The organism is Bacillus solitudinis (assembly GCF_002797395.1).
Taxonomy (GTDB): Bacteria; Bacillota; Bacilli; order Bacillales; family Bacillaceae_D; genus Halalkalibacter_A; species Halalkalibacter_A solitudinis.
This window is the reverse complement of sequence record NZ_KZ454943.1, coordinates 73,136-96,096: the sequence shown is the minus strand read 5'-3', so window position 1 is coordinate 96,096 and position 22,961 is coordinate 73,136. Positions and strand designations below refer to the sequence as shown.

Sequence of the window (22,961 nt, the reverse complement as noted above, 5' to 3'; positions counted from 1 at the left end):
GCAGGATAATTAAAGATAGCTTCGGGATTATGTGTTAACTTTTATAAAGGAGGTGCTTGAATGAAAAAGTGGTTTATTATACTGGGAGCTACGCTAGTATTAAGCGTTATTATATTTAACTATGTTTTTTCAAAAGGAGAATTTGTTATCGGTTCTACCTCTTATATTGCTAAAGATGCCCCAATTGTGGAAGAAAGGCTTCCGTTTTATATGGGCTACGGTCTGCATTGGGGTGGTTTTGGAAAACCGACTTTAACCAACGTAACATTAATAAAACACGATGGAACGGAGCTAAATGAAGAAGATTTACAATTAACGGTCACTTCGATGATTGATGAAATGGGTGTAACGGGAGTGATAGACGAAGATTTCGCAATTGAAGAAGGGTATATCAACGAATACTTACCAGTAGAAAACTATAAAGTAGAAGACAACTTCATGCTCGTTTTTCGGGTGGAACTACACGATGCAAACTATGAAAATAACATAAGTCATCTCATTATCGAATACAAAAATTTTGGTTTTCGTCAACAGCAAACAATGGAATTCGAAGGTTTTTTCAAGGGATTAGAATAAAGTTTCAGTATAGTTCTTGAATAACTCCTTCTGCTTGTGAATGAATGTACTTAAACAAACGGGTGCGATGCTTGAATTAGGCATAGCCATTTGTTTATTGAAGTAACGGTGCAGGACAGTGAAATAAGCAGAGGGTATCATCTGTCTAATATAGAAATAAATATAGTCAAATTAAGGGGGAGAATAATGGAATTCAAATTTTTGGACTTGATGTTATTAAAGGAGATGAAATTGATTTACATCTGAAAAAAACAGTACCGGGAAACAAGGATAAGAACTGGGTTCCAGCTTATCATTTCAATATTTCTTTAAGCGGTTCATCGAAACCTATTGGAAAGATAGATATTAGAATTGGGTACAATGAAAACTTACATTATGGTGACCATATTGGATATTCAGTTAATGAAGAATATAGAGGCAATCACTCTGCTGCAAAAGCTGTAATGGCTTTTAAGGAAAGTTGGCACATGCTCATGAAATGGATAAACTGTTCATTACCCGTAATCCAGATAACATCGCTTCAAGAAAAACATGTGAGTATATCGGAGCTGATTTATGGTGAGAAAGTTTTTTTTGTTTTTTTTAATTGTTGGAGTATTGCTAGTATTAACATTAATGGTAAAACATACTGAGATTTTTGAAAAAGAGCCTAGAGCTATACATGAGATTTTAGATGAAAAAACCGAAATTATTATTGAACTTAATGTGACTTACAACAATCGTAAACACGAGGTTTTCTCTTTACACAGCGATATTATTGATGTAGATAAAATCAACAATTTTATAGATGAAATTAGTGAAACTGAAGTAAAAAATGTTTCATCAGATCAACTCGATCAATTAATAGAAAAAAACCATTTTTTTGTTCGAATAAACAGAAATCGTAGTCACAGCATAGATGAACAACAACCTAGCTTAATGTCTGCAATTTTTATAGCAGAAGATGGCGAGGTAATTATTTATCCAGAATTATTAAAAGTACCAGGTACATTGGGGACATATAAAGAACAATTAAAATCTGTTAAAAAGCACCCAGTTTTATATCAAGAAATGATAAAAATATTTCAGGATGATTTTGAAACTTACAAATCTCCCTAAGATAAACATTATCTCTGATGCTATAGGTACCTGTCTGTTCAAATACCAAAATGAAAAAGACCAATTACATTATATAATAAAATAGAAGGATCTCTGTTTAATTATAAGAAGAACATATTACACTAAAATCCTTTAAATAATAAGCAACCGTCCCACTATCGCAATCGTCAGCAATAGGTAAGCATTTGATGTTATCTCCAGCTTTTCCCCTGCTCCACACGAAACGTGCTAGTCTCCCAGCATTCCGCGCTCCATCTAAAGATATGTACTAAATTATAAGTTCCTAGTTACTCATAGACTTGAGGTAATAAACTTGGATCCATACCGCACTTTTCACATGGTTTAAAAAATATAGAGGATAGAAGATTAATCTAACGGGTGCGCTGCTTTAATAAGAACAGCGCTCTTTCTTTGTTGAAGTAACGGTGCAGGATTGTACAATAAGGGCAATCGTTTCTTGAGCTAACGATGTGGAGGAAAAGATGAATCGCGTGTGGAATATTCACAAAATGAAAGGGGTTTTGTAAAAATTTATGGAGGTGAAACAAAATGAGGGAGAAAAGGCATTTTGCAAATTTTACCGTTTGCTCCAAACAAAGACTACAAAACGTGCCGGCAATACTTTGTTTGGAGCCTAATAAATATGAGTAATATTGATTCATTGTCCTCGGCTTTGTAGTCTTTGTTTCTATCTGAAATGAACATTTTGGAAGGAGCAAAGCAATGAAATATTACAACACCGAAAATGTGTTACCGGAAAAACTTATTACGTTAATACAAGAATATATTGATGGCGGATATATTTATATACCTAAGAAACAAGAAACACACAAAGCTTGGGGAGAAAAAAGCGGGACGAAAAGCTATTTACGCAAAAGAAACCAAACTATTTTCTGTCGCTATCAGTCAGGAGTGTCCACTCCGCAATTGGCGAAGGAAAACTATCTCTCTGAATCTAGTATTCGGAGAATCGTTAGCCAAGAGAAGAGACGTGCTTCAGTACGTGCTCAAGTTTAAGGTAGAACCATTCTTGAACAGGGCTATTTATAGTAATTGTGCTACAGTTAATTTAGTAGCGCAGAGTAAAAGAATTAATGTCTAAAAAAAACGCAAGATGCTACTTACTGCCATGTATGAGCGGTTATAGCATCTTTTTTATAGCATACATTATCGAGTTTCAACAGTTTAGCATTTTTTGCGAACGATTTAAAATTTGCGCTTTTAAAAGTTTAGTTTTACAAACTAAAAGGCATTAATTCGTCAATTGTTTAAAAAATCTACATAGGTTTTTATGTCAAAATTAAAGGAGAAACCGATGAAAATTGATGTTCAATTAACAGATGAAAATCAAGCATATATTATAAAAAACTTATATCCTTTGTACCTGTATGACCTATCAGGACATTATGGCAGACTCCCAAATGTTCATGGGGTTTTTGAGGATGGTGACGATTTTCGAACATTAAATGACCAGTACGTAGTTCAAAATATTTGGTGGGAAAAACCTGATGTATTGTTCCCCTACCTAATTTTCGTAGATGGGATACCAGCTGGATTTGTTCTAATAGCGACCCAGCCTCATTGTAATAAAGGCATTGATTATTTTGTTAATGAATTCTTTTTAATTCAGTCAGTAAGGGGGAAAGGTATTGCTGAAAGAGTAGCAAATATAGTATTTGACCAATTTATTGGAAATTGGGAGTTGTTTACGAATCCTTTAGAGAAAAACATAGTTGGGCAAAGGTTTTGGAGGAAGACAATCTCAAATTACACTAATGGAGTTTTCATTGAGGAAAAAGGGGAAACATTCGATGGGGATAAACTTATCTTTCGATTTAATAATATTGGAAAACACTCGAATTCAAAAGCACTAGGTTAAATATAGTTATTAAGAAAATAAGGATTTAACCCTTTACTAACCATTATTCAGTTGTAAATATTTTAGGGGGGAAGTAATTGTATAATGAAGTACTCTATGAAAAAAAAGTGGAGAGAGAACTAATTAAACTTTATGACATAAATAGTATAAATAAAGTAACGTACTTAGGAAAAAGTGATAATGTTACATTTTGTATAGAAACTATTGATAACAATAAATATTTATTTAAACATCATATGGGGACTAATGAGAAAAGAGTTATTGAATCTGAATTGTTATGGCTTGAAGCGTTAGAAGCGAATACTAGCTTAAATATTCAAAGACCAGTAAGGAATATAAACAATCAATTAACTACAAACATAATTGATGAAAAAACAGGTAATCATTCTTTTTGGACTTTGCAAGTTTGGATTGAAGGAAAAACATTGGATAGACAACCAACTGATGTTGAGTTAGAAAAATTAGCTCAATTAATGGTTACTCTTCATGGACATTCCGTTTGTTGGATTGTTCCTGAAACCTTTGAAAGACCTTCCTACAATGCTGAGAATCTATTGAATTCGCTAAATCAGTTAAAACAAATGTTACCTTTAAATATTATGTCTTCGGATAATTATAAAGTATTACAGAAGACCACAGATAAAATAGTAAAGGTAATTAATTCACAGGAGAAAAATAGTGATGACTGGGGAATTATTCATTCCGACATTCATGAGAGTAACTATGTATTTAACCAAGGGAAGCCTTTCGTTATAGATTTTTCATCATGTGGTTTCGGGTTTTACTTATTTGATATCGCTGAAACCTTTCTACATCTTATTCCAAAAAATAGGGAGAAATTAATTACTTACTATCAACAAGAACGCAATTTACAGCGAGACTATATTGAATTATTAGAAGCGTTCTTCATATGGGCAATCATTCGGAATTTTGCATTTCTATCTAAAAATGTTAATGAACACAATGAGTTATCAAAAAACATCCCAATGGTAGTTGAAAAATTTTGTAGAAAATATCTTAAAGAGGAACGTTTTTTGTTCAACTAAAGGGTAGCGTTAGTTGAACAAAAAAACAGTTAATAAACATAAAAAAATGGCTCGGTTCGTATGAATTGAGCCATTTAAATTTGTTACAAAATTGGGTGCAAATAAAGGTGCATATTTGTTTGTAATTTCTGTTTTTGCGATAGGAAACGGAACCCGGTATAAAAACAATTGGTTTTTATACACTCTAAATCCTTTTTCAGCAAGGAAGTTTTTTATCGAGGTTAGTATCTTCAGAAACTACCTTTTATATATTTAATGCGCCATCATCTCATGAGCGATTTCATGACCATCCATTTCTGATGGATAGTAGGTAGGCCAGTTTGTGACTTCATCTAATAATGCTTCACGGTCGTCACCCCAATACAAGTGGTAGTGATCAGCTTTAGTCGGATAGATACCATGATCACTAAATTGAATATATGAAGGAGCTTCTTCAGATTCCTCCGCTAATTTAAATATGTATCTCACTCCTCTGTTTCCCGCATCATATGTTAAAATCTCGTACCCATCATAGATATATTCACTAGAAATCTCTTCTCCGTTTTTTAAGAACGTTACTGTATCCTCTTGAATTACGATACGGTTAACATCTGTTTGATACCCTACATCATAATACTCCTTATATTCTTCAGCTGTCATATCACCTTTATTTTCCTCTTTATAAGCAAATACTTCGTCAAGCGAACCATCTTGCAGGAATGGATAGACAGATTGCCAGTCTCCTTCCCAATCGGAGAGTGGACGATCTTCTACCTGACTGTCTTCAAAATACCCGTTATAAATTTGTTCTGCTTCTTCATCATGGCCATGACTATGATCGTGTTCACTTTCATGTTCATGATTTTCTGATTGTTGCTCTTTGACTTCAGAAGAGCTTTCGGCATCTGCTTCAGCTGCACTATTTTCGGACGATTCATTAGCACTAGAAGCTTCTTCCGATGAATTTGAAGTCTGACACGCCACTAGCAAGAAACTGATACTAAGTACGCTTAATAATTTTGTAAATGAACTCATTTTTTCAAAACACTCCCTCTAAATCGAAATTATTACGAATTGAATCATAGCATTTACTTTATTAGACTGTCAATGAAAATTACACCAATTTTATAAAGTTTTATAAGATGAAAAATAGACTCTCATGTAAATTCAAGGTGTATTTTAAATTTTATAGAAAAAGAATTATTTTTATATAGTCCAAAAAACTATGTAATTGGCTGACTAACTGACAGAACAAGAGTTAAACAAGAAGGTAGACATGAATATAAAGGAGGATATGTTTTGATCTCAGATTGTGAAGATATGTACTTAAACAAACGGTGCATTCCTTAAACAAGGGATGCTTTTTCCATGTCAATGAAAAGGAAATTAATGTTAAACTAAAGAAGCAGGATTGTAAAATAAGCAACATAGAGAATTTATTGAAACATTTATTCGAAAAACCAGTATAGTTTTAAGGTTAATAAAGTGGAGGTGTCATTTTGGAAACTAATGTTCAAACGTCTCAAAACGTTGAAATTGTAACGAAAAAAGAAGTAAGTTCAAGAAAATTTTTAAATGTACTAGGGATATTTCTCTTTGGGGGATTTGCATTAACAAGTATAACTACTCCAATCCCTTCATATGAAATCAAAAGTTTTTTTCTATTTATTTTTGGAAGTGCTATTATTTATTACTTTTTAGTGAATATCTATTCCATAGGACAGATAGGAAGAAAGATTGTTTTTACAATTCTTATTCTTTTAGGTTGTTTTAGTATATATATGGCTTTTTATCTTGCAACTAATTCAGTACCACACTAATAACTAATTGAATTATAAATATTGTTCAAGTAAAGGGTGCGATTGCTGTACAGCAGCAGTCGCTATTCTACTATCGGCGCAGGAAAGTGCAAGAAGAATTTTATAAAAAAAGGAAAACAAGTGATTTAGAAGAAGTAATAAAAAAGAATATTTTGTTGGAGGAATATAAAAAAATGTTTATTGTAAATGTTGAAGGGGCTATTTGGAAAGATAATAAGTGGTTAATAATTGAAAGAAGTAAAAAAGAGGAACATGCAGGAGGATTGCTTTCTCTTGTCGGCGGTAAGGTTGATATAGAAGGTAACAAATCAGATATTTTAGAAAGAACGGTAAAGCGTGAAATTTTAGAAGAAGTGGATGTGAAAGTAAAAGATTACCTAAATTATGTACATAGCACATCTTTTGTAACTGATAAGGGTGAAAATGTAGTTGATATTGTTTTTCTTTGTGAATATATTTCTGGAGAGGCGTTTCCTAAAAGCCCTGATGAAGTCGAACGTGTATTATGGCTTACTTCAGATGAGATATTAAATCACCCAAAAGCACCTATTTATCTAAAAGAAAGTATTAAACGTGCAATGGTAATAAAATCAAACTTGTAAACTATCACTTTAAAAAAGAAAAATTGGAGTGTTTCAATTGAAAAGCATTTATGTTATTAGGCATTGTGAGGCAGAGGGACAGCCACCAGAATCATCGCTAACTGATAAAGGTTTAATGCAAGCCATCGATTTAGCAACTTTTTTTAACAATGTTAAAATTGAACGAATCATTTCAAGTCCATATAAGCGTGCTATCCAAACGATACAACCACTTGCAAAGCAGTTAAATGTTGAGATAGAAATAAATAGCCAATTAAAAGAACGTGTACTAAGCACAGAACATCTTTCGGATTGGTTTGAAAAATTAAGAACAACATTTGAAGATTTCGAATTAAAATTCAAAGGTGGAGAGTCCAGCAAAGAGGCGGTAACACGAATAATAGAAGTTATTGAGGATGTTTTTAATGGTGAATTTGAAAATACAATAATTGTGACACATGGAAATTTAATGTCATTATTATTAAACCATTTTAACAAGGAATTTGGTTTTGATGAATGGTCAAGGTTAAGTAATCCAGACGTATACCATATAAAATCAGAAAACAATAAAATAACTTTAGAACGATTATGGAATTAAGAATAAAGATTTCAATAGAGATTGTGAAAAGCTTATCTTAAATTAACGGGTGCGATTGCTCAAAAGGTAATAGCTCTTTGTGTTGAATTGCGGAACACTAGGCAGGTATTTCAAAATTGTCTTTTACTGGGGGATTGATTTGGATAGATTTTTATTTATATTCGGACTGATATTTTTTGCATTTTGTCTTATCTTCTTTGTAATGAATTTTATTGGTGAATATGATGGATTGATGCTTATTGGGACATTGTTTGGAATGCTTAATGCAAGTATTGCAATGGGGATTTCTGAAGTTTTAGGAGTATTAAAAAGCAAAAAATAAATACTGTGTGAAAAGAGGTACTTAAACAAACAGGTGCTTCGTTAGCGAAACAAGGCATCGCTTGCCTTGTTCCGCTAACGATGCAGGATAATTTAATAAGCTAATGAGTTATTATAGAAATTAATAAATAGAGAGTTAAAAGGTATTTAAGGAGGGTTTTTATTGCAAATAAAAATGAAAGTAATAGAATGGCTCGGTTTCATAATTTGTTTAGGTTGTTTGATTACTATTGGTACATTTCGACATTATAGCATAACGGATACACTTTGGTGGTCTATTCTTTGGGTATTAATGTTTGTAGGTGGAGCTATTACGATAATTGCTTTCTTAATTAGGAGATTTGGAACCAAAGTAAAAAGTAATAGTTTATAAGATATTTGTGAGTAGGTTAACAACAGAAAATCTTCTTCAAGTAACGGGTGCATTACTTCAAGAAGCTGAGGTTGTTCTTTTGCTTATTGATGGACCGGGCAGTTACACAAGCCATTCTAAATTTGCTGGAGGATTAAAGACATGCAGAATGTGGCAACCGAATTAGAGATAATAATGAGGGAAGCTTTATTGAGTAACAGTCTATTCTTTGCTGAGCAGGTATATGTAAAGGGTGAGAATAAACATTATACTTTAGATTTCGTTGTATATGGATAATTTTGTAAAGTTGTGGTGGAGTGTGATGGACCACATCATTTTAGTGCGGAGAATTGGTACAAAGATACTCATATAAAAGTCCCCACTGTACAAAACAATTCTTGATTAGCGTAATGTGTTTTCTTCTCTTCATCCGATAACTTTAATCCAAATAAGGAAATTCAAACTTGTTCAAATAAAAATGAAGCGGATCATTAAAATTAATATTTTAAGAGAGGAAACAATCAACCATTTCGCGTTAAATAACAGTTTAACGAAGAATTAAATAGTACAATATATATTTATAACTTTTATCAGCTTTACTGTATAAAATTAGTCTTTTCCTTCAAAGTATTATACACTTATTTTATATTCAGTTTGCTGTTTAAAATAAGTGTTGAGGTGTTTCTATGAATGATTTTACGGAAGTTACCGAACTAAAAAATGAACTCGACCAACTCAGACCTCTTCCTTCTGCTGCAGTTAAAAATTTAAATGAGGTTCTTCGTGTTGAGTGGACATATAATTCCAATGCTATCGAAGGTAATACATTATCATTGATTGAAACTAAAGTTGTCTTAGAAGATGGACTTACAATAGGTGGAAAGCGTTTAAAGGAACATTTTGAAGTAATTAATCATTCGGAAGCAATTGATTATATTGAAGAGCATGTCTTAAAAGATAAAAAACTCGATGAAAGAACGCTGAAAAATCTTCACTATTTGGTATTAAAAAATATAGATAATGAAAATGCAGGTAATTATCACAATATAAACGTTAGAATCTCTGGTAGTGTGCATGAGCCACCGAATTTTCTTCAGGTACCTCAGGAAATGTCTAATTTACTATCATGGTATGAGGATAATAAGGGTGACTTACACCCTGTGGAACTGGCAGCACTTTTTCATTTTAAATTTGTTTATATTCATCCGTTTTCAGATGGAAATGGCAGAACGGCCAGACTCTTAATGAATTTAATACTAATGGAAAATGGTTATTCCCCTGCTATTGTCAAAGCTGAACATGAACAACGTTTAAAATATTATGAAACGCTTGAGTTGGCAAGTGTAAAACAAATCTACAGCCCTTTTATTGAATTAATCACTGGCTGCGTTCGTGATAGTTTAAATATTTACCTTAAAGCTGTAAAACCTTAATAAATAAAGAGTAATTTTGTTGAAGGAAAGGTACCGACCCCAAAAAGTTAGAGCAGAAAACTAACTTTTTGGGGTGTTTTTATGGCCAAATATAGTGAGGAATTTAAAATAAAGCTTGTTACTGAGTATTTACATGGAAATCTTGGATATAAATTATTGGCGAAGAAATACAATATACCCTCTCAAACACTATTACAAGATTGGGTAAGAGCCTATAAAACCCAAGGGATGGAAGGATTAAAGCAAAGAAAAGTGAAGGAAGCTTATTCTATTCAATTTAAATTCGATAAGATACAATTTATGCTACACACAGGTGCTTCTTATCAGGAAACTGCTGATCAATTTAGATTGAACAATCCTTCATTAATTCACCGCTGGATGAAAACATTTAATGAACAAGGAATAGAAGGCCTAAATTATTGAGTCATCACATGAAAATATTATTTTGGAAATGAATGATCTTGAATAAGCCTTATTAAACATAGTAGTTATACTTACGTTAGTAATATCTTTTTAAGTAAATGATTTTTCAATATCACTCAAAGAGTATATCCATTAAGTGTGTCTTGTGGTAAACAAGGGCGTTAATCCAAGAAGGATTAATGCCTTTTTTGTGAAGTTATTATACTAAGTGGCAGTTTAAATGAAAAAGGTAGACTATTATTTACGAGCAGATACGGGAATGACATGTATTTAAACTAATCCTTTAATTGGTTACTTTTTTAATTTTACTGGAAGGGCTTTTCTCCCGATTGAAGACTCCTTGTGGCAGAATAAGGAAATGGTCGTTTCGTTGAAACTAAAAAACAAGAGGAGGAATAACCATGGCATTATTCAGAAATCCAGCCTTTGATGAGCTGGAAGACACATTTTTTTTAAAGGGAAAACATACGGGGAAGGAAATTTAAAATTTGTGCTAACGCTATGTGCTATTGAACCTTTTCCAAAGCGGCTTTTAGATTATGATTGGAATGTTAAGCTTGCAAATGGATTGGAAATCCAAGCTCATATGGGAGAAGGGGTTTTTTCTTCGGATGGCACAAGACTTCATGATATCGGAAGAATATTGAGGGAACTTTCCTCATGCCTACCAGCGGAACAATTGTCACAGAATATTGACCATGCTATACAAGAAATTGTCGATAATTATTTGAAGTCTGCCAAAAATCAGCACTAATCATAAAAATTGAGTACAGATTTAAGATGGAGGTTATGTATTAATGCATTACTACTTAGAAAGTACGGAAAACGCCACAATTGAGTTGTTTTCTGCTTATGAAGTTGCAAAAGGACAGTGGGGAGACTATGCACTTCACGAAGGTCAGTGGGGAAATATATATAATCATTACAAAAAAAGCCTGGGTAGTGATGGGGTGATTGATAGCGAACGTGAACGAATAACTAAAGAGATGAACAACGCTAAGGAACTATCTGAAAAGTACAAAAAAGAAGCGGAAATCTATGATGTTACTCGGAGAATACTCGCAGGTTCTATATTGCAATTAGCTAAACAAGGACTCTCTATTGTATTCGGTCAAACTATTAACTTCCCTCAAGAGCCAAAGATAGAAGACATATCTGTTGCTACGATTATTTTTGCAGGAAGAAATCAATCTATGCATTATGAAGAAGGGAGCTATAAAAATGTAACTAAAAGTTGCTTTGAAGCATTAGCACAGTTAGATAGTAAATTTGCACTGCAGAATGCCTCTGGTAAGAACATGAGTATAGAGATACTGGATATATTAGGTTGGGATGATTATGAAAGGTACATAGCTACTATGGAAGATCTGTTAAATAGATAATTACAATGGCCGATGTGTGTTAAAAAGTTAGGGGTTTTTAATGGAACTGTTCAAAGAAACCCATTAGGAGGACTAGTGTGGATTTATTTAGTGTCCAAGTTGAAATTAAAGTCAGTGCAAAAATGGTTATGATACATCATACATCCACGTAAATGTGAAGGAGTACACTTAAAGAAGTGCTTACAAGAAACCTAAAAATTTTTAGAACCTATTACTGCGTAGTACAAATATACTAGCTATACACAACCATTATGAGACGATTACCCCAAAAGTAATCGTCTCTTTCTTATTCAAAAGATCAAAAAAGCGGTCCATACTCACTCAGTTGGTATTTTTGCTGTTTGTATAGGTAATCCTTAGTTACTAATAAGAACTAAGGAGAGTTGATTATTATGAATCTAGTTGAGCAAGTATTATCAGATTTAGTAACTGCTTTAAAAGATTTGTATCCTAATATTGAAGTGGAAAGTACAAAGAATAAATTATCTACTGTTCTATCAGAGTATTATTTTCAAAGAGTTGAGTTAGGTGAGGTACATCCTGACCTTGATGATTACAGAGAGAAAACCTTATAGAAGATTATCTAAACGAGGGATACAAAGAGAAATAGGTATAATCGCTCAAAAAGCAGGTTTACAAGAAAAAGTAAGTCCACATGTTTTAAGACACACTTTTGCTACTTTAACATTAAATAATGGTGCAGAATTAGTTGCTATTCAAGAGCTCTTAGGTCATAGTTCACCGGATACGACACTAAGGTATGCAAAGATTACTCATGAGCGAAAGCGAGAGCAGCATAAAAAGTATTTGATTCAGTAAGTTGCTGTCGATTTGACCCATACTGTGCAGCAAATAACTTCAATTTATTCGAGTTTATGAAAGATGTACTTAAGTTAAAGAGTTTAGTTGAATAGAGAATTTATTTATTTATTGGCTTAACATCAGCAAAAAAGGAAGGTTGTTATCATAACAAACTCCCTTTCGTATTAATTTGTTGCTTTTTTAGTTTTTGTTAGCTTCTTATTGAATGAAATCCTCGGTCGAAATTACATTGGCATATATTCCATTAAGTGCGCTAATAAATGCATAATGAACCTGTTCTGCTGGCACTTCCTTACCTTGGTAAGCTAAGTCTGTTGTCGTACAAGCATCTTCTATAAGTGTAGATTCAAAACCTAGCTCCAAAGCTGCTCTGACTGTGGCATCTACACACATATGCGTCATCATACCTACAATCACTAGTTTGGTCACTCCGTTTTCTTTTAATTTGCTTTCTAAATCAGTATTGAAGAAGCTGTTAGGTGTATGTTTTGTGATAATATTTTCTCCTTCTATTGGTAAAACAGCCTTATTTATTTTTACTCCCTCAGTATTTGGAAGAAAGAAGCCTATCCCTTCATCATTCGAAATATGCTGAACATGAAAAATATTATCTTTGTTATTCTGTCTAAACCATTCAAGAATTTTACCTGCATTATTAGCTGCTTTTACTGGATTGCTCAATTCCATTTTTCCGTTTGGAAAATAGTCGTTTTGAATATCAATAATAATTAAAGCAGTGCTCATTTTTTTCACCTCATTAAAATATTTAATATAATATAATGATAAATAATATCTTGATTTTAATCGACACTTTGATGAAACACTTCTATATCAATTAATTTCATAGTGAAAGGATTTTTTTATGGAACTTGATAATATCGATTTTCAGATTCTTCGGTTACTATCCGAAAATTCACGTGTTCAATGGAAGGACTTAGGAGAACAGATTCATATGACTGGGCAAGCAGTAGGGAATCGTATTAAGAAACTTGAGGAAAATGGTGTAATTAAAGCCTATTCCTTAATTATTAATGAAATGAAATTAGGACTTCCTTATACGGCGTTTGTCATTATGCATATGAAAACAGCAAATCATGATTCGTTTATTGGTTTTATTAATGAGCGGAATGAGGTAGTGGAAGCTCACCGAATATCTGGGGAAGGTTGTTACCTTTTAAAAATAAAAATTAAATCCAAAGAAGAACTAAATCTTTTTCTTAATAAACTTCTCGAACATGGAAATTATAGTTTAAACCTATCTATACAAGAGATAAAACAATGTCATCCGCTGACTGCTACATAACAATATGAATCTTAATGAAAATACTGATTGTTATGAATTGTACTTGAGCTAAGCGCTTAAGTTATAAAAACTCTAACAAAACAAAGTCGTTTGTTGCGCATTACAACGATACTGTACAACAATTAACTTCATTTTTTACAGAACTTCCTAGTTAGAAAAGGAAAATTGGTTTTTTTTTCAATATACCCAGTTAAAATTCAAGAAGTTCTAGCAACCTGGGTTAATCAGTGTGTCTATTATTAATACTCTTCAACAATCAGGCGCTATTCTGTAATAAGGGATAGCGGTTTTCTATGTGAAGTGGTCAGAACAAAGGGGTTATCTGGAAAAAATTAAAAGATATCTGTGTTAAAAAGTATAAAGATTATGAATAAATAAAACTTTGTTGTTCGAGACACTTTTTTGTCTTGCTCTGTGAAATATCGTAACTTTAAATAGGTTTTACAATGCAGATGATACAATAAGTCCTTTTTTAATTTTATAAAATTATAACCATCTAAATAATAAAAAGAAAAAAACCTGCGGATATTTCGATTGTCGATAAAGGTATACTTTATCGACCTTTAAAAAAAGACGAAAAGGTACATCTATAAAGGTTTATATTAAAATTTATAGATATCTATTAAGTGTATACACCTTTATAGATATAAAGTATAATAGTAGATGAAAATAATTCCATTTGACTTTAGGTGGTTGGGGGAATACGACATGAAAATTGGTTACGTGCGAGTGAGTGATGAGACCCAGAATGAAGGCCGTCAAACATGGAAGATGAAGGAGATAGGAATCGAGGAACGATTTATCTTTGTCGACAAAATCACTGGGGTGACATTTGAACGCCCTCAATTCCAATCAATGCTGCAAATTATTCGTGAAGGTGACATCGTTTATTTTGAAGCCTTAGACCGTCTTGGGAGAGATTATGATGGCATTATTGAGAACTGGAAGCTTATCACTAGGAAATTAAAAGCGGATATCGTAATTCTTGAGAATGAAACCTTATTTGATAGTCGAAAGTATCGTGAGATGGGTGATTTTGGCAAAATGTTGGAGGATCAATTTCTATCTCTATTAGCTTTTGGTGCAGACCAGGAAAGAAAGCGTATCAAGCGAAGGCAGCGTGAAGGGATTGAAAATGCAAAGCGTGAAGGAAAACACCTTGGGCGCCCTAGAATCAGCCTTGATAAATTATCAAAGTTTCAACATGAAATTTTAGATAAACAATTTTCGAAATGGAAGGCAAAAGAGATAACAGCAGTCTCCTTTATGAATGAACTGGGATTAAAAAAAGATACGTTTTATAAGGTTGTGAAAGAGTATGAAATTCGACACGATCATTCTACTAACTGAATGCTAAGGAGGTGAAAAATGAATATTAATGATTGTTTAGAAGAAAAATTAAGGAACTTCGGGATTTCATCTAGCTATATTCAATTTCTTAAAGAAGAGGTACTTGAAGTTGATAAGTATAGTAATTACTACGATGTGGAACAAACAGAAAGCTTGCTAGTCCCCGTAAATGATATTGTTGCTTTAGGTATGAGGGGTGTCAGTAATTGCACGTGGTGGGAGCATGCTACATATGAGGTAGGGGATTTGGAAAATAGCAGAATGAGTAGATTTGAAGAAAATAACAACTTAAGTCAGTTGAGGATTGATCAAATTAGTGCGATTTTTGCATCTGACAATTTTGCTGATCATAACGATGCAGTAAAGTTAAATTTCTATCAGGAAGAAGGGAAATACTTCGTTACGAACGGAAATCATCGTGTAATGTGGGCAAAGTTATTGAACATTCCCTTTATAAAGTCAAAGGTAACACATTTTACGTTTAACCCCGAACAGTATGAAAATTATATGATACATCATGATTTAAAAATGGAGTTGCAAACCCTATTAAAGTGCAACCAAATGTATGTGGATGAGCTGAGTGGGAAGAAAGCAATCTTTTATAAAGGTATTCTTGTTATACATCTTCCTCAAAAAAAATATATGAATTACTCAGATGCAAAGTCGGTTGAATTAGCATGTTCTAATATTACTGATACGATAGGTTTTATTAACTCTTTACTAAAAGAATACAAATATTATGTTAGGATTCCAGCATTTATTCGCTTGAACTTTCTTAAATTCAAAACTTATTTTACCCAAAATGCGGTTCAGCGGAGAAGACTTAAGCTTATAGAAGTTCTATTGTCGCAATAGGAGCCACTTTATGAATAGTATAGCAAACGAGCGTCCGGATTTACTAAAAGACTGGGATTTTTCAAAAAATAAACATGACCCCACTTAGGGTCTGATATTGAAATTAACTGGAAGTGTCATAAGTGTGGGCATGAGTGGAAGGTATATGCCAAGAATAGAGCCATCCAGAATACTGGTTGTTTCGCCTGTAAAAGAAGATGGAATACGTCTTTTCATGAGCTGTTATTATTGTATTACTTTAAAGAATTATTTGGAACAGTCGAAAGTGGATATAACCCTGATATAGAAAGCGTTAAAGAAGTTGTACTTCTGCAATGAATTTACCTTGTCTAAAAAGAAGAGAGGACTTCGTTATACCTTCACGTTTATGTGTTTTGAAACGGTAGTTACGCCCCAGATAAGGGAACTTCTCTCCACTTACATATTCTTTCGGTGAAGGAAGAGAAACGATCTCTTTAAATTCGTTCCATTTGTTTAATATCCAGGGTGCTTTTCTATAGAGGATAGCATTCAATTGTTCGTCTTTAATCCCTTCTGGAACGATTACTCGTATTCCGTCTAGCCATTCAACTAAAATGGAAACGTCCTTTTTTGTTGATGTTACTTCAAGTGAATATTCTAATGTTGTGTTGCCATATTGAAAGCTAGGCATGATACCACCTCGACTATGTAGTAATACAAATATAAAGGATAGAGGTTAGCTGGTCAATGAAGTACTATCTATTATTAATAATGGTTAAAAGCCTCTTAGATAAAGGTAAGCTTGATAATATAGAGTATAAGGTATAAGTAGGGGTGCGGCATGCTTTTAGTAGAAGAATACATAGCACAGAAGAGGGAATTTCCCATCGATATAGGCTATGGGTAACTTTTTGAGGGTTAATAAAGATTGTCAATCGATGAGAAGTGTCAACGGGACTGGATAGAGACAAATATTTAAAGGTGGTACCAGTCTACATTAGAAAAAGGGGAAAGTTATAATGGAAAAGTTGTGTATTAACTGTTGTTCTTTTAAATCAGCTTTTAGCATACTGTACGAGCATTCGAGTGTAGATATTGGGAACTGTTATTTCTGTACTTCTCATAATGTACAACTAATAGAAGTTTGTGATTTAGAAGAGTATTTTTTTGAGATATTAAATGCAATGTATGTTTCAAAAGGTGAAGAAGATTGGTCTAGTGGAGAACATACAGTTGAACAAATAATCGATAGGCAGATAATCGAGAATCATCCTAATAGAAAGGAATTAGTAGAAGTAATATTCCAAGGACTTAATTCTAAGCATCCACATTTGTTTGAGACGAAGGATAAGCAATTTAGGAAAAAAGCTTTTATATGGGACACGCGTACAAGACGTAACTTATCTAATGAAATTAAAGAATGGGGGAAGTTTAAGGAAGTACTAACTAAAGAAAATTCATTTTTTCCTCAGAACGTTATGGATAAAAGTGAGTTATTTGAAATGTTAGAGCAGCTTATTCCCACTTTAAAGATTAAACTAAAAGAAAATCATAGATTATATCGTGTCCGAATTGGCGAGGATATACTTAAGGAGAACATGTCAATGCCGCCCAACGAAATTGCAAGGGAAGGAAGGTTAAATCCTAGGTACATAAGCGTGCTGTACACAACAGAAGAGCTTGAAACTGCATTAGCAGAAATAAGACCTACTTATAATGATAAACTAACTGTTGCGGAAATAAACACTACAGAGGATATTGAAGTTATAGATTTTACACTAGGGTTTAATCTGTATTCTTTTATAGCAAAGAATACAAAAGAAAACTTTATTAATAACGGTCGGCTAACATACTACAATATTATTAATCTTATAGAAGTAATTAACGGAACAATATCTAAACTTGCAAATCAAAGTGATAATTATAGAGATTACTTGCCAACACAATATATCTCAATGTATATTAAATCTCTGGGTTATGACGGATTAGCTTTTAAAAGTTCTGTTCATTCCGGTAAGAACATAGTTCTCTTCACTGATAAGAAAGTTGAAATTACTGATACATTTAATGCAAGAATTAAAAACATTAAATATGAATATGAAACAGACCGTATCAGTAATGAAGAATGGGATAAAATGTTTGAGGAAATAGATAGGATGTTGGAAGACAGATAGATGGTAGTCTTCTTATGAAGAAAGGCCAAAATAAATTACTAAAATAGGTACTTCAAGATCAACTAAATTGAAATTTTTTATAGGATAAGAGTAATTTCTTGTCCTATTTTATTTAGAATTGAAGATTTATTTGCTTCAATATAATGCCGGAATTAAAATAAATAGAAATAGTGGGGAATTAAATGACTAGTAAACAAAATGAGTTGTTACAGGACCATAAAGATCCACTAAGTGCAGTAAGAATAGCAATGCAGACGGTGCAACACCAGGATCCATTTAAAGATGTGAGAAAAGCGATGCAGATGGTGCAACAGCAAGATCCGCTTAGTGAAGTAAGAAAAGCGATGCAGATGGTGCAACAGCAAGATCCGCTTAGTGAAGTAAGAAAAGCGATGCAGATGGTGCAACAGCAAGATCCGCTTAGCGAAGTAAGAAAAGCTATGCAAAGCATGCAACAGCAAGATGTTTTTAAAGATGTGAGAAAAGCAGTGCAAAGCATGCAAGCGCAAGATCCATTTAAAGATGTGAGAAAAGCAGTACAAAGTATGCAACATAAAGAACCTCTAAAAAACTTAAGTATAATAGAAACATTGCTTAAAAATTCGATATTTTCTTGCAACACGCAACAAATTAAACAATTTTACGATGAAGTTACCGAAATAGCTGATGAGCAAGAAGTCTATGAAATTGACGTAAAAAAGAATGATTCAAACACTATTTCTAATATTGAGTTAAAGGCAAGATGTTACCGAGTAACCATTAGTTTGATTATTATATTAATGGTTAGTACGCTTGAAATCACAGAAATAGAAAAGGTTATCTCATTTGTTTTTGGCATATTGGAGAAAGTTGGGCTTATCATTCCACTTGTTCAGAAACCTACAAAAAAGGTAGAAAACCACTACCATATTACGGTTGAAAATGATTCAGATATAAAAAAAGTAATTAAAACTGTTCAAGAGTATGAAAAAGAGGAAAAATGATTTGCTTTAATTTTTTATTTTTTTGAATACAATAAAAGTAATTATACTTTTTAACGAGTTTAGTTTTTCATTCTTTAAAACGACAAAATAAGTTGCTGATAATAGTAACAATGTAAATTAAAGAATGATAAATATAATAGTATAAAAATGAAGAATGTAAAACCCTTATATATCAATGGTTTTAGCTGGTGGCGAATTGGTGGCAAACTTAAACTTACTGCCACCAATTTCATCTGATTAGATCCTACATAACAAAAACTAGAGCCTATTAAATCAACGTTTTCCGACTCAAACTGTTATAATCCTATCAATCTATCCACCTTGACAGGGTGGAGGTCACTGGTTCGGTCCCACTACGGGTCATTATAATAGAACGAAAAAAGGCCTTGGTAGGGCTTTTTGGTATTACAGGAAGTATAGTTTTGGAGTATTGCAGATGAATTGCTGACAAAATTAATCAAACTAATTCATAATTAAACGTTTAGAACAGGCTTAGGCTTGTTCTTTTTTGTTTTAATTATATCAAAATAATTTGCAACTGATCATCTGCGCTATCTTGAGCGTGGACATACAAATTCATTGATGTACCGATTTTTGAATGTCTAAGACGGGCACTTATTGTTTTCATGGGAACACCTGCTATTGGAATAAGATATTGACTTTTGGAAAAACAATAGTATGTTTGATATATATATTTAAAGTGATAGGTGATAGGATTGGGAGAAGAGACGAGAATAAATGAAATACTAAAGGACCTTTACAAGGATGTTAGCGAATGGCTCAAATTTGCAGAAGCAAAAAACGCTGCTTTATTAACGTTCAATGGTGTTCTTTTATTTGGAATTATTGGCGTTATTTCTTCAGCAAACAAGTTACCAGATGACATAGTGAATTTTTTGTACTTTTGTTCATTCCTCTTACTTATAAACATAGTTATCATACTTTGTTCGTTCTTACCTGCATTAAGACAAACTAACAAGACAAAAAATAAGCAGTATGTTAATTATGAAGCTACCAAAAACTATCTATATTATGGAGATATTCATAACTTGAATGAACAAAGTTTATTACTAGCAATTAAGGAAAAGTATAAAATGAATTTTGATGAAGCTAATAGTTATAACAAGGATCTAGGGTTGCAAATATTATCGGTTTCAGCAATTGCATGGAGAAAGTATAAATACTTTACTTTTTGTACCCGTATAAACCTTTTTATATTTCTAATTACTATAATTAAACTCAGTTTTGTTATAATTTAAAGGTGGTGATTAGACATGAATATGAAGAAAAGAAAAGCAATTAATGCTCTAGCGGATTCACTTTTTGATACTTTGGAGCTTACGTTTCCTGTAGCTGTAGAGGATGTTCCTGAAATTTTGGGCGGTGAATTAATCATTAAGGAATTTGAGAATAATGAACTAGAAGCAATGATACGGAAAGTTGACGATAGTTTTGAAATACAAATCTCACCTGATAAGCCTAATTTCCGAAAAAGGTTTTCTATTGCACATGAGATAGGTCATTTATTTTTACACATGGGATATCTAATGAATCCAAAGTTATGGAATGAAGTAGGGGATTATAGAGACTCAGTTTTTTACAGGCTAGGTCACAGTATTGAAGAGAAGGAAGCAAATGAATTTGCTGGAGCTTTCTTAATGCCAGAACAGGAATTCATTAAGATTTCAAGAGAAAATTTAGAAAACGGACGTTATGATTTAGAAAAAATATCGAAATACTTTGATGTTTCTCAAGAAGCGGCTTTAGTAAGAGGCAAAACGCTTGGTCTTATTAGTTGGGGGTGATGAGCTATGGGTACAGGAACCAAACTGGTTGATAAATTACAACAACGTCTTGCGTTCTCTGATATTCAAGACTTCCATCAAGAAATAGACAATAGTGAAATGTATAGTGGAGTTTATCTATTTCTTTCATTTGATCTTGTGAATTCCACAAGCTTTAAGTCACGTCATAGTTCAGAGTGGCAAAAAGTCTTTACTCTTTTTTATCAGATGATTGAAGCAAAATTTAATAAGTATTATAAAGGTATTACCTTGTGGAAGTATATTGGTGACGAAGTCTTACTTTATTTAAAGGTAACAGATATTGAGCAATTGTATGATTGCGCTCCAATTACTTCGAAAATAGTTGATGAAGTTACTGCTATATTATATGAGGAAGTTGAAATTGCAAAAAAAGTACTTTTTATTAAGGCTACTCTTTGGATTGCAAATGTTAACTACTTAGATTCTCAAGATATTGAGGTTATTTCAAAAAAGCAAGAAACACCTAAGAATATCGTGTTTTTTACTGGAGCTGGACCTGGACCTGTTTGGCTAAAGGAACAAAATATCGATTTCTTGGGTCCTGATATAGATCTCGGATTTCGACTTGGGCACCATACTGAAAAATCAAAAATCCTTATAAGTGCAGAATTAGCATATATCTTAAATAGAAGAAAAGGTGAAATAGAAAATTATCAACGTGAAACAAAATACGTTGTAAACGATTGTTATAAGATAGTATCCCTTGAACAGTTAAAAGGAATATGGGGAGAGAGAAGGTATCCAATTATTTGGTACGGAGAAAGCTGGGGTAAAAATAACTTTGACTACGATGAACATCTAGAATCTGATTTTGTGAAAAATATCTTAGGAAAAAGTGTTTATCCAATGGATATTGTCGGGAAGATTTTTGATGATTTAGGAAAGACTGAAGAACTAGAAGAAATCATCTCTACAATTGATAAAACACCACGGGAGCATTCTGAGTTAATACCCAAATACGACGTGCCAAAGGAAAGGTTAGCAGAGATTCATTGTGCTGCAATATGTTTTGATATAAAAGGAAGAATGTTAATTGCAAAAAGAAAAATGAGTAAGACCCGACTTAAAGGACTCTGGGAATTTGGATGTGGCCAGTTAGAAATTAATCAAACGATAAAAGATTGCATAAGAAAAAATTACCTAAATGATTTTAATGCAGAGTTGTCATTTGAAAATCCTGAACCGATACCTATTACTACATACGAAATAAAAATTGAAAAAGAAGATAGAGTGGTTCCTGGTATGTTATTCTTAGCAATTATAGATAACCCTGAGAAAATTGTTGCCAATAATCATGATGCCATAGATTGGATAGAGGAACATGAAGTTTTACAGCTTGCAGCTGAAACAGCAGTAAAGAATTTTCATAGGTCAGCTCAAATTGCATTTAACATATATAAAACTTTGACTTTTAAAGAGGACAAGCTGAAAGTTACACCTTACGATATTCTTGATTTTTTAAGGTCTAGATTTAAACCAGGAGACCAATTCGTTTTAGGTGGTAAAACTTATCAATTGCTTTTAGGCTACCTGAAAGCTGTTAACAAGCCAATAATATCAATGGGTGTTTTTCGAGAAATTGTATCTGAGCTTGAAAGAATGGGCTTAGTAAATGATGAGGACATCGGTGAAGCGATGTATTGGAGTCTAAAAGACTTTAAAGGTAATAAAAAGTAAATTGTCAATAATAAAGCACATCAATATACTTATCAATATTGGTGTGCTTTATTATTGACAATTAAATCCTACGATTAGTTTTAATTAAGTTCAGATTTCTTTCTAAAGACTTACCATTCATTACTTGTTGGCGGTAAACTTAATCATCCTACCACCACACCTTCATCTGTTTAGATCTTACATGACAAAAACTAGAGCCTATCAAATCAAGGGTATAGCCTAAAAAAGGTGGAAGTTGGATTCCTGGGGACAAAGCCATTTTGGGTTCATATGGGGTTAGAATATTAAAACTTATAATAGGTGAACAGAGCTACATTCTTTAAATTTGAATTTATTATCTACAATGATCAGTGCTCAACACATTTTGAGTGTGGAACATAATGCCACTGTCTTTACAATTATTTTCTTATTTAAGTAAGCTGGACAGTAACACTATGAACATAAAACTGATAAATAGTTTCAATCGAGTAGGAGGGGGTGACTAACCCCCCGACCTCTTACGCCATCGTACGTACGGTTCCG

Annotated in this window: 28 protein-coding genes; 25 read left to right on the top strand and 3 right to left on the bottom strand. The window is 32.8% G+C overall.

What is annotated here, in order from left to right; genetic code table 11:
• Positions 1-60 precede the first annotated feature (60 nt).
• The 5 genes from CEF19_RS00510 to CEF19_RS00490 all read left to right on the top strand — a co-directional run bounded on the left by CEF19_RS00510 (position 61) and on the right by CEF19_RS00490 (position 4,599).
• Positions 61-576 (top strand): hypothetical protein, encoded by a 516-nt coding sequence (locus CEF19_RS00510; protein WP_100404277.1) that lies wholly within the window; start codon positions 61-63, stop codon positions 574-576.
• A gap of 555 nt (positions 577-1,131) precedes the next feature.
• A complete protein-coding gene (locus CEF19_RS00505) occupies positions 1,132-1,674 on the top strand; it encodes a hypothetical protein (protein WP_100404276.1) in 543 nt (180 codons plus the stop codon).
• Positions 1,675-2,397: 723 nt separating this feature from the next.
• Positions 2,398-2,691 (top strand): CD3324 family protein, encoded by a 294-nt coding sequence (locus CEF19_RS00500; RefSeq protein ID WP_100404275.1) that lies wholly within the window; start codon positions 2,398-2,400, stop codon positions 2,689-2,691.
• Between the two features lie 298 nt (positions 2,692-2,989).
• Positions 2,990-3,553, top strand: coding sequence for a GNAT family N-acetyltransferase (locus tag CEF19_RS00495; RefSeq protein WP_100404274.1), 564 nt, complete (start codon positions 2,990-2,992; stop codon positions 3,551-3,553).
• Between the two features lie 77 nt (positions 3,554-3,630).
• On the top strand, positions 3,631-4,599 hold the full coding sequence (locus CEF19_RS00490) for a phosphotransferase enzyme family protein (protein ID WP_100404273.1): 969 nt from the start codon (positions 3,631-3,633) through the stop codon (positions 4,597-4,599).
• A 252-nt stretch (positions 4,600-4,851) separates the two neighbouring features.
• Here CEF19_RS00490 and CEF19_RS00485 read toward each other — a convergent pair whose 3' ends face one another.
• On the bottom strand, positions 4,852-5,613 hold the full coding sequence (locus tag CEF19_RS00485; protein ID WP_100404272.1) for a ZinT family metal-binding protein: 762 nt from the start codon (positions 5,611-5,613) through the stop codon (positions 4,852-4,854).
• A gap of 464 nt (positions 5,614-6,077) precedes the next feature.
• Here CEF19_RS00485 and CEF19_RS00480 point away from each other — a divergent pair, with 464 nt between their 5' ends.
• The 11 genes from CEF19_RS00480 to CEF19_RS00430 all read left to right on the top strand — a co-directional run bounded on the left by CEF19_RS00480 (position 6,078) and on the right by CEF19_RS00430 (position 12,307).
• Entirely contained in the window at positions 6,078-6,398 is a 321-nt protein-coding gene (locus CEF19_RS00480; RefSeq protein WP_227521884.1) for a hypothetical protein, read from the top strand.
• A 173-nt stretch (positions 6,399-6,571) separates the two neighbouring features.
• A complete protein-coding gene (locus CEF19_RS00475) occupies positions 6,572-7,000 on the top strand; it encodes an NUDIX hydrolase (RefSeq protein ID WP_100408143.1) in 429 nt (142 codons plus the stop codon).
• A gap of 28 nt (positions 7,001-7,028) precedes the next feature.
• Positions 7,029-7,577, top strand: a complete 549-nt coding sequence (locus CEF19_RS00470) for a histidine phosphatase family protein (RefSeq protein ID WP_319830055.1) — start codon at positions 7,029-7,031, stop codon at positions 7,575-7,577.
• A gap of 139 nt (positions 7,578-7,716) precedes the next feature.
• Positions 7,717-7,899 (top strand): hypothetical protein, encoded by a 183-nt coding sequence (locus CEF19_RS00465; protein ID WP_100404270.1) that lies wholly within the window; start codon positions 7,717-7,719, stop codon positions 7,897-7,899.
• Between the two features lie 379 nt (positions 7,900-8,278).
• A complete protein-coding gene (locus CEF19_RS23015; RefSeq protein WP_157800851.1) occupies positions 8,279-8,437 on the top strand; it encodes a hypothetical protein in 159 nt (52 codons plus the stop codon).
• 499 nt (positions 8,438-8,936) lie between these two features.
• Complete coding sequence (locus tag CEF19_RS00455) at positions 8,937-9,683, top strand: Fic family protein (protein WP_100404268.1); 747 nt, start codon at positions 8,937-8,939, stop codon at positions 9,681-9,683.
• A gap of 81 nt (positions 9,684-9,764) precedes the next feature.
• Positions 9,765-10,106 (top strand): helix-turn-helix domain-containing protein, encoded by a 342-nt coding sequence (locus tag CEF19_RS00450; protein WP_100404267.1) that lies wholly within the window; start codon positions 9,765-9,767, stop codon positions 10,104-10,106.
• Between the two features lie 490 nt (positions 10,107-10,596).
• Positions 10,597-10,860, top strand: coding sequence for a hypothetical protein (locus CEF19_RS00445; RefSeq protein ID WP_100404266.1), 264 nt, complete (start codon positions 10,597-10,599; stop codon positions 10,858-10,860).
• A 43-nt stretch (positions 10,861-10,903) separates the two neighbouring features.
• Positions 10,904-11,488, top strand: a complete 585-nt coding sequence (locus CEF19_RS00440) for a hypothetical protein (RefSeq protein ID WP_100404265.1) — start codon at positions 10,904-10,906, stop codon at positions 11,486-11,488.
• 392 nt (positions 11,489-11,880) lie between these two features.
• Positions 11,881-12,063 carry a hypothetical protein gene (locus tag CEF19_RS00435; protein ID WP_100404264.1) on the top strand — a complete coding sequence of 61 codons (183 nt, stop codon included), beginning with the start codon at positions 11,881-11,883 and terminating at the stop codon, positions 12,061-12,063.
• A complete protein-coding gene (locus CEF19_RS00430; RefSeq protein ID WP_100404263.1) occupies positions 12,038-12,307 on the top strand; it encodes a tyrosine-type recombinase/integrase in 270 nt (89 codons plus the stop codon). Before CEF19_RS00435 ends, CEF19_RS00430 begins: the two co-directional genes overlap by 26 nt.
• A gap of 201 nt (positions 12,308-12,508) precedes the next feature.
• On the opposite strand, the gene CEF19_RS00425 is transcribed toward CEF19_RS00430, so the two are convergent.
• The gene (locus tag CEF19_RS00425) at positions 12,509-13,054 is read right to left on the bottom strand and encodes a cysteine hydrolase family protein (protein ID WP_100404262.1); all 546 of its coding nucleotides are present in this window, start codon (positions 13,052-13,054) and stop codon (positions 12,509-12,511) included.
• 118 nt (positions 13,055-13,172) lie between these two features.
• On the opposite strand from CEF19_RS00425, the gene CEF19_RS00420 reads away from it, so the two are divergent.
• From CEF19_RS00420 to CEF19_RS24160, 4 genes are all read left to right on the top strand, one after another.
• Positions 13,173-13,613 carry an Lrp/AsnC family transcriptional regulator gene (locus tag CEF19_RS00420; protein WP_100404261.1) on the top strand — a complete coding sequence of 147 codons (441 nt, stop codon included), beginning with the start codon at positions 13,173-13,175 and terminating at the stop codon, positions 13,611-13,613.
• A 708-nt stretch (positions 13,614-14,321) separates the two neighbouring features.
• On the top strand, positions 14,322-14,963 hold the full coding sequence (locus CEF19_RS00415) for a recombinase family protein (protein ID WP_100404260.1): 642 nt from the start codon (positions 14,322-14,324) through the stop codon (positions 14,961-14,963).
• An 18-nt stretch (positions 14,964-14,981) separates the two neighbouring features.
• Positions 14,982-15,818, top strand: a complete 837-nt coding sequence (locus CEF19_RS00410) for a hypothetical protein (protein ID WP_100404259.1) — start codon at positions 14,982-14,984, stop codon at positions 15,816-15,818.
• Between the two features lie 96 nt (positions 15,819-15,914).
• Entirely contained in the window at positions 15,915-16,136 is a 222-nt protein-coding gene (locus CEF19_RS24160) for a zinc-ribbon domain-containing protein (RefSeq protein ID WP_157801059.1), read from the top strand.
• On the opposite strand, the gene CEF19_RS00405 is transcribed toward CEF19_RS24160, so the two are convergent.
• Positions 16,111-16,470, bottom strand: coding sequence for a YgjP-like metallopeptidase domain-containing protein (locus tag CEF19_RS00405; RefSeq protein WP_100404258.1), 360 nt, complete (start codon positions 16,468-16,470; stop codon positions 16,111-16,113). The genes CEF19_RS24160 and CEF19_RS00405 overlap by 26 nt on opposite strands.
• A gap of 328 nt (positions 16,471-16,798) precedes the next feature.
• Here CEF19_RS00405 and CEF19_RS00400 point away from each other — a divergent pair, with 328 nt between their 5' ends.
• The 5 genes from CEF19_RS00400 to CEF19_RS00380 all read left to right on the top strand — a co-directional run bounded on the left by CEF19_RS00400 (position 16,799) and on the right by CEF19_RS00380 (position 22,439).
• The gene (locus CEF19_RS00400) at positions 16,799-17,953 is read left to right on the top strand and encodes an RES family NAD+ phosphorylase (protein WP_100404257.1); all 1,155 of its coding nucleotides are present in this window, start codon (positions 16,799-16,801) and stop codon (positions 17,951-17,953) included.
• Between the two features lie 182 nt (positions 17,954-18,135).
• Positions 18,136-18,936, top strand: coding sequence for a hypothetical protein (locus CEF19_RS00395; protein ID WP_100404256.1), 801 nt, complete (start codon positions 18,136-18,138; stop codon positions 18,934-18,936).
• 716 nt (positions 18,937-19,652) lie between these two features.
• The gene (locus CEF19_RS00390; RefSeq protein WP_100404255.1) at positions 19,653-20,195 is read left to right on the top strand and encodes a Pycsar system effector family protein; all 543 of its coding nucleotides are present in this window, start codon (positions 19,653-19,655) and stop codon (positions 20,193-20,195) included.
• Between the two features lie 15 nt (positions 20,196-20,210).
• Complete coding sequence (locus CEF19_RS00385) at positions 20,211-20,741, top strand: ImmA/IrrE family metallo-endopeptidase (protein ID WP_100404254.1); 531 nt, start codon at positions 20,211-20,213, stop codon at positions 20,739-20,741.
• 6 nt (positions 20,742-20,747) lie between these two features.
• Positions 20,748-22,439, top strand: coding sequence for an NUDIX hydrolase (locus CEF19_RS00380; protein ID WP_100404253.1), 1,692 nt, complete (start codon positions 20,748-20,750; stop codon positions 22,437-22,439).
• Positions 22,440-22,961 lie beyond the last annotated feature (522 nt).

What these genes read in the sequence shown, in the direction of transcription:
- CEF19_RS00510 (WP_100404277.1), top strand. Translation starts at nt 61, where the DNA reads ATGAAAAAGTGGTTTATTATACTGGGAGCTACGCTAGTATTAAGCGTT.
- CEF19_RS00505 (WP_100404276.1), top strand. Translation starts at nt 1,132, where the DNA reads ATGGTGAGAAAGTTTTTTTTGTTTTTTTTAATTGTTGGAGTATTGCTA.
- CEF19_RS00500 (WP_100404275.1), top strand. Translation starts at nt 2,398, where the DNA reads ATGAAATATTACAACACCGAAAATGTGTTACCGGAAAAACTTATTACG.
- CEF19_RS00495 (WP_100404274.1), top strand. Translation starts at nt 2,990, where the DNA reads ATGAAAATTGATGTTCAATTAACAGATGAAAATCAAGCATATATTATA.
- CEF19_RS00485 (WP_100404272.1), bottom strand. Translation starts at nt 5,613, where the DNA reads ATGAGTTCATTTACAAAATTATTAAGCGTACTTAGTATCAGTTTCTTG.
- CEF19_RS00475 (WP_100408143.1), top strand. Translation starts at nt 6,572, where the DNA reads ATGTTTATTGTAAATGTTGAAGGGGCTATTTGGAAAGATAATAAGTGG.
- CEF19_RS00455 (WP_100404268.1), top strand. Translation starts at nt 8,937, where the DNA reads ATGAATGATTTTACGGAAGTTACCGAACTAAAAAATGAACTCGACCAA.
- CEF19_RS00450 (WP_100404267.1), top strand. Translation starts at nt 9,765, where the DNA reads ATGGCCAAATATAGTGAGGAATTTAAAATAAAGCTTGTTACTGAGTAT.
- CEF19_RS00440 (WP_100404265.1), top strand. Translation starts at nt 10,904, where the DNA reads ATGCATTACTACTTAGAAAGTACGGAAAACGCCACAATTGAGTTGTTT.
- CEF19_RS00435 (WP_100404264.1), top strand. Translation starts at nt 11,881, where the DNA reads ATGAATCTAGTTGAGCAAGTATTATCAGATTTAGTAACTGCTTTAAAA.
- CEF19_RS00430 (WP_100404263.1), top strand. Translation starts at nt 12,038, where the DNA reads ATGATTACAGAGAGAAAACCTTATAGAAGATTATCTAAACGAGGGATA.
- CEF19_RS00425 (WP_100404262.1), bottom strand. Translation starts at nt 13,054, where the DNA reads ATGAGCACTGCTTTAATTATTATTGATATTCAAAACGACTATTTTCCA.
- CEF19_RS00420 (WP_100404261.1), top strand. Translation starts at nt 13,173, where the DNA reads ATGGAACTTGATAATATCGATTTTCAGATTCTTCGGTTACTATCCGAA.
- CEF19_RS00415 (WP_100404260.1), top strand. Translation starts at nt 14,322, where the DNA reads ATGAAAATTGGTTACGTGCGAGTGAGTGATGAGACCCAGAATGAAGGC.
- CEF19_RS00410 (WP_100404259.1), top strand. Translation starts at nt 14,982, where the DNA reads ATGAATATTAATGATTGTTTAGAAGAAAAATTAAGGAACTTCGGGATT.
- CEF19_RS00405 (WP_100404258.1), bottom strand. Translation starts at nt 16,470, where the DNA reads ATGCCTAGCTTTCAATATGGCAACACAACATTAGAATATTCACTTGAA.
- CEF19_RS00400 (WP_100404257.1), top strand. Translation starts at nt 16,799, where the DNA reads ATGGAAAAGTTGTGTATTAACTGTTGTTCTTTTAAATCAGCTTTTAGC.
- CEF19_RS00395 (WP_100404256.1), top strand. Translation starts at nt 18,136, where the DNA reads ATGACTAGTAAACAAAATGAGTTGTTACAGGACCATAAAGATCCACTA.
- CEF19_RS00385 (WP_100404254.1), top strand. Translation starts at nt 20,211, where the DNA reads ATGAATATGAAGAAAAGAAAAGCAATTAATGCTCTAGCGGATTCACTT.
- CEF19_RS00380 (WP_100404253.1), top strand. Translation starts at nt 20,748, where the DNA reads ATGGGTACAGGAACCAAACTGGTTGATAAATTACAACAACGTCTTGCG.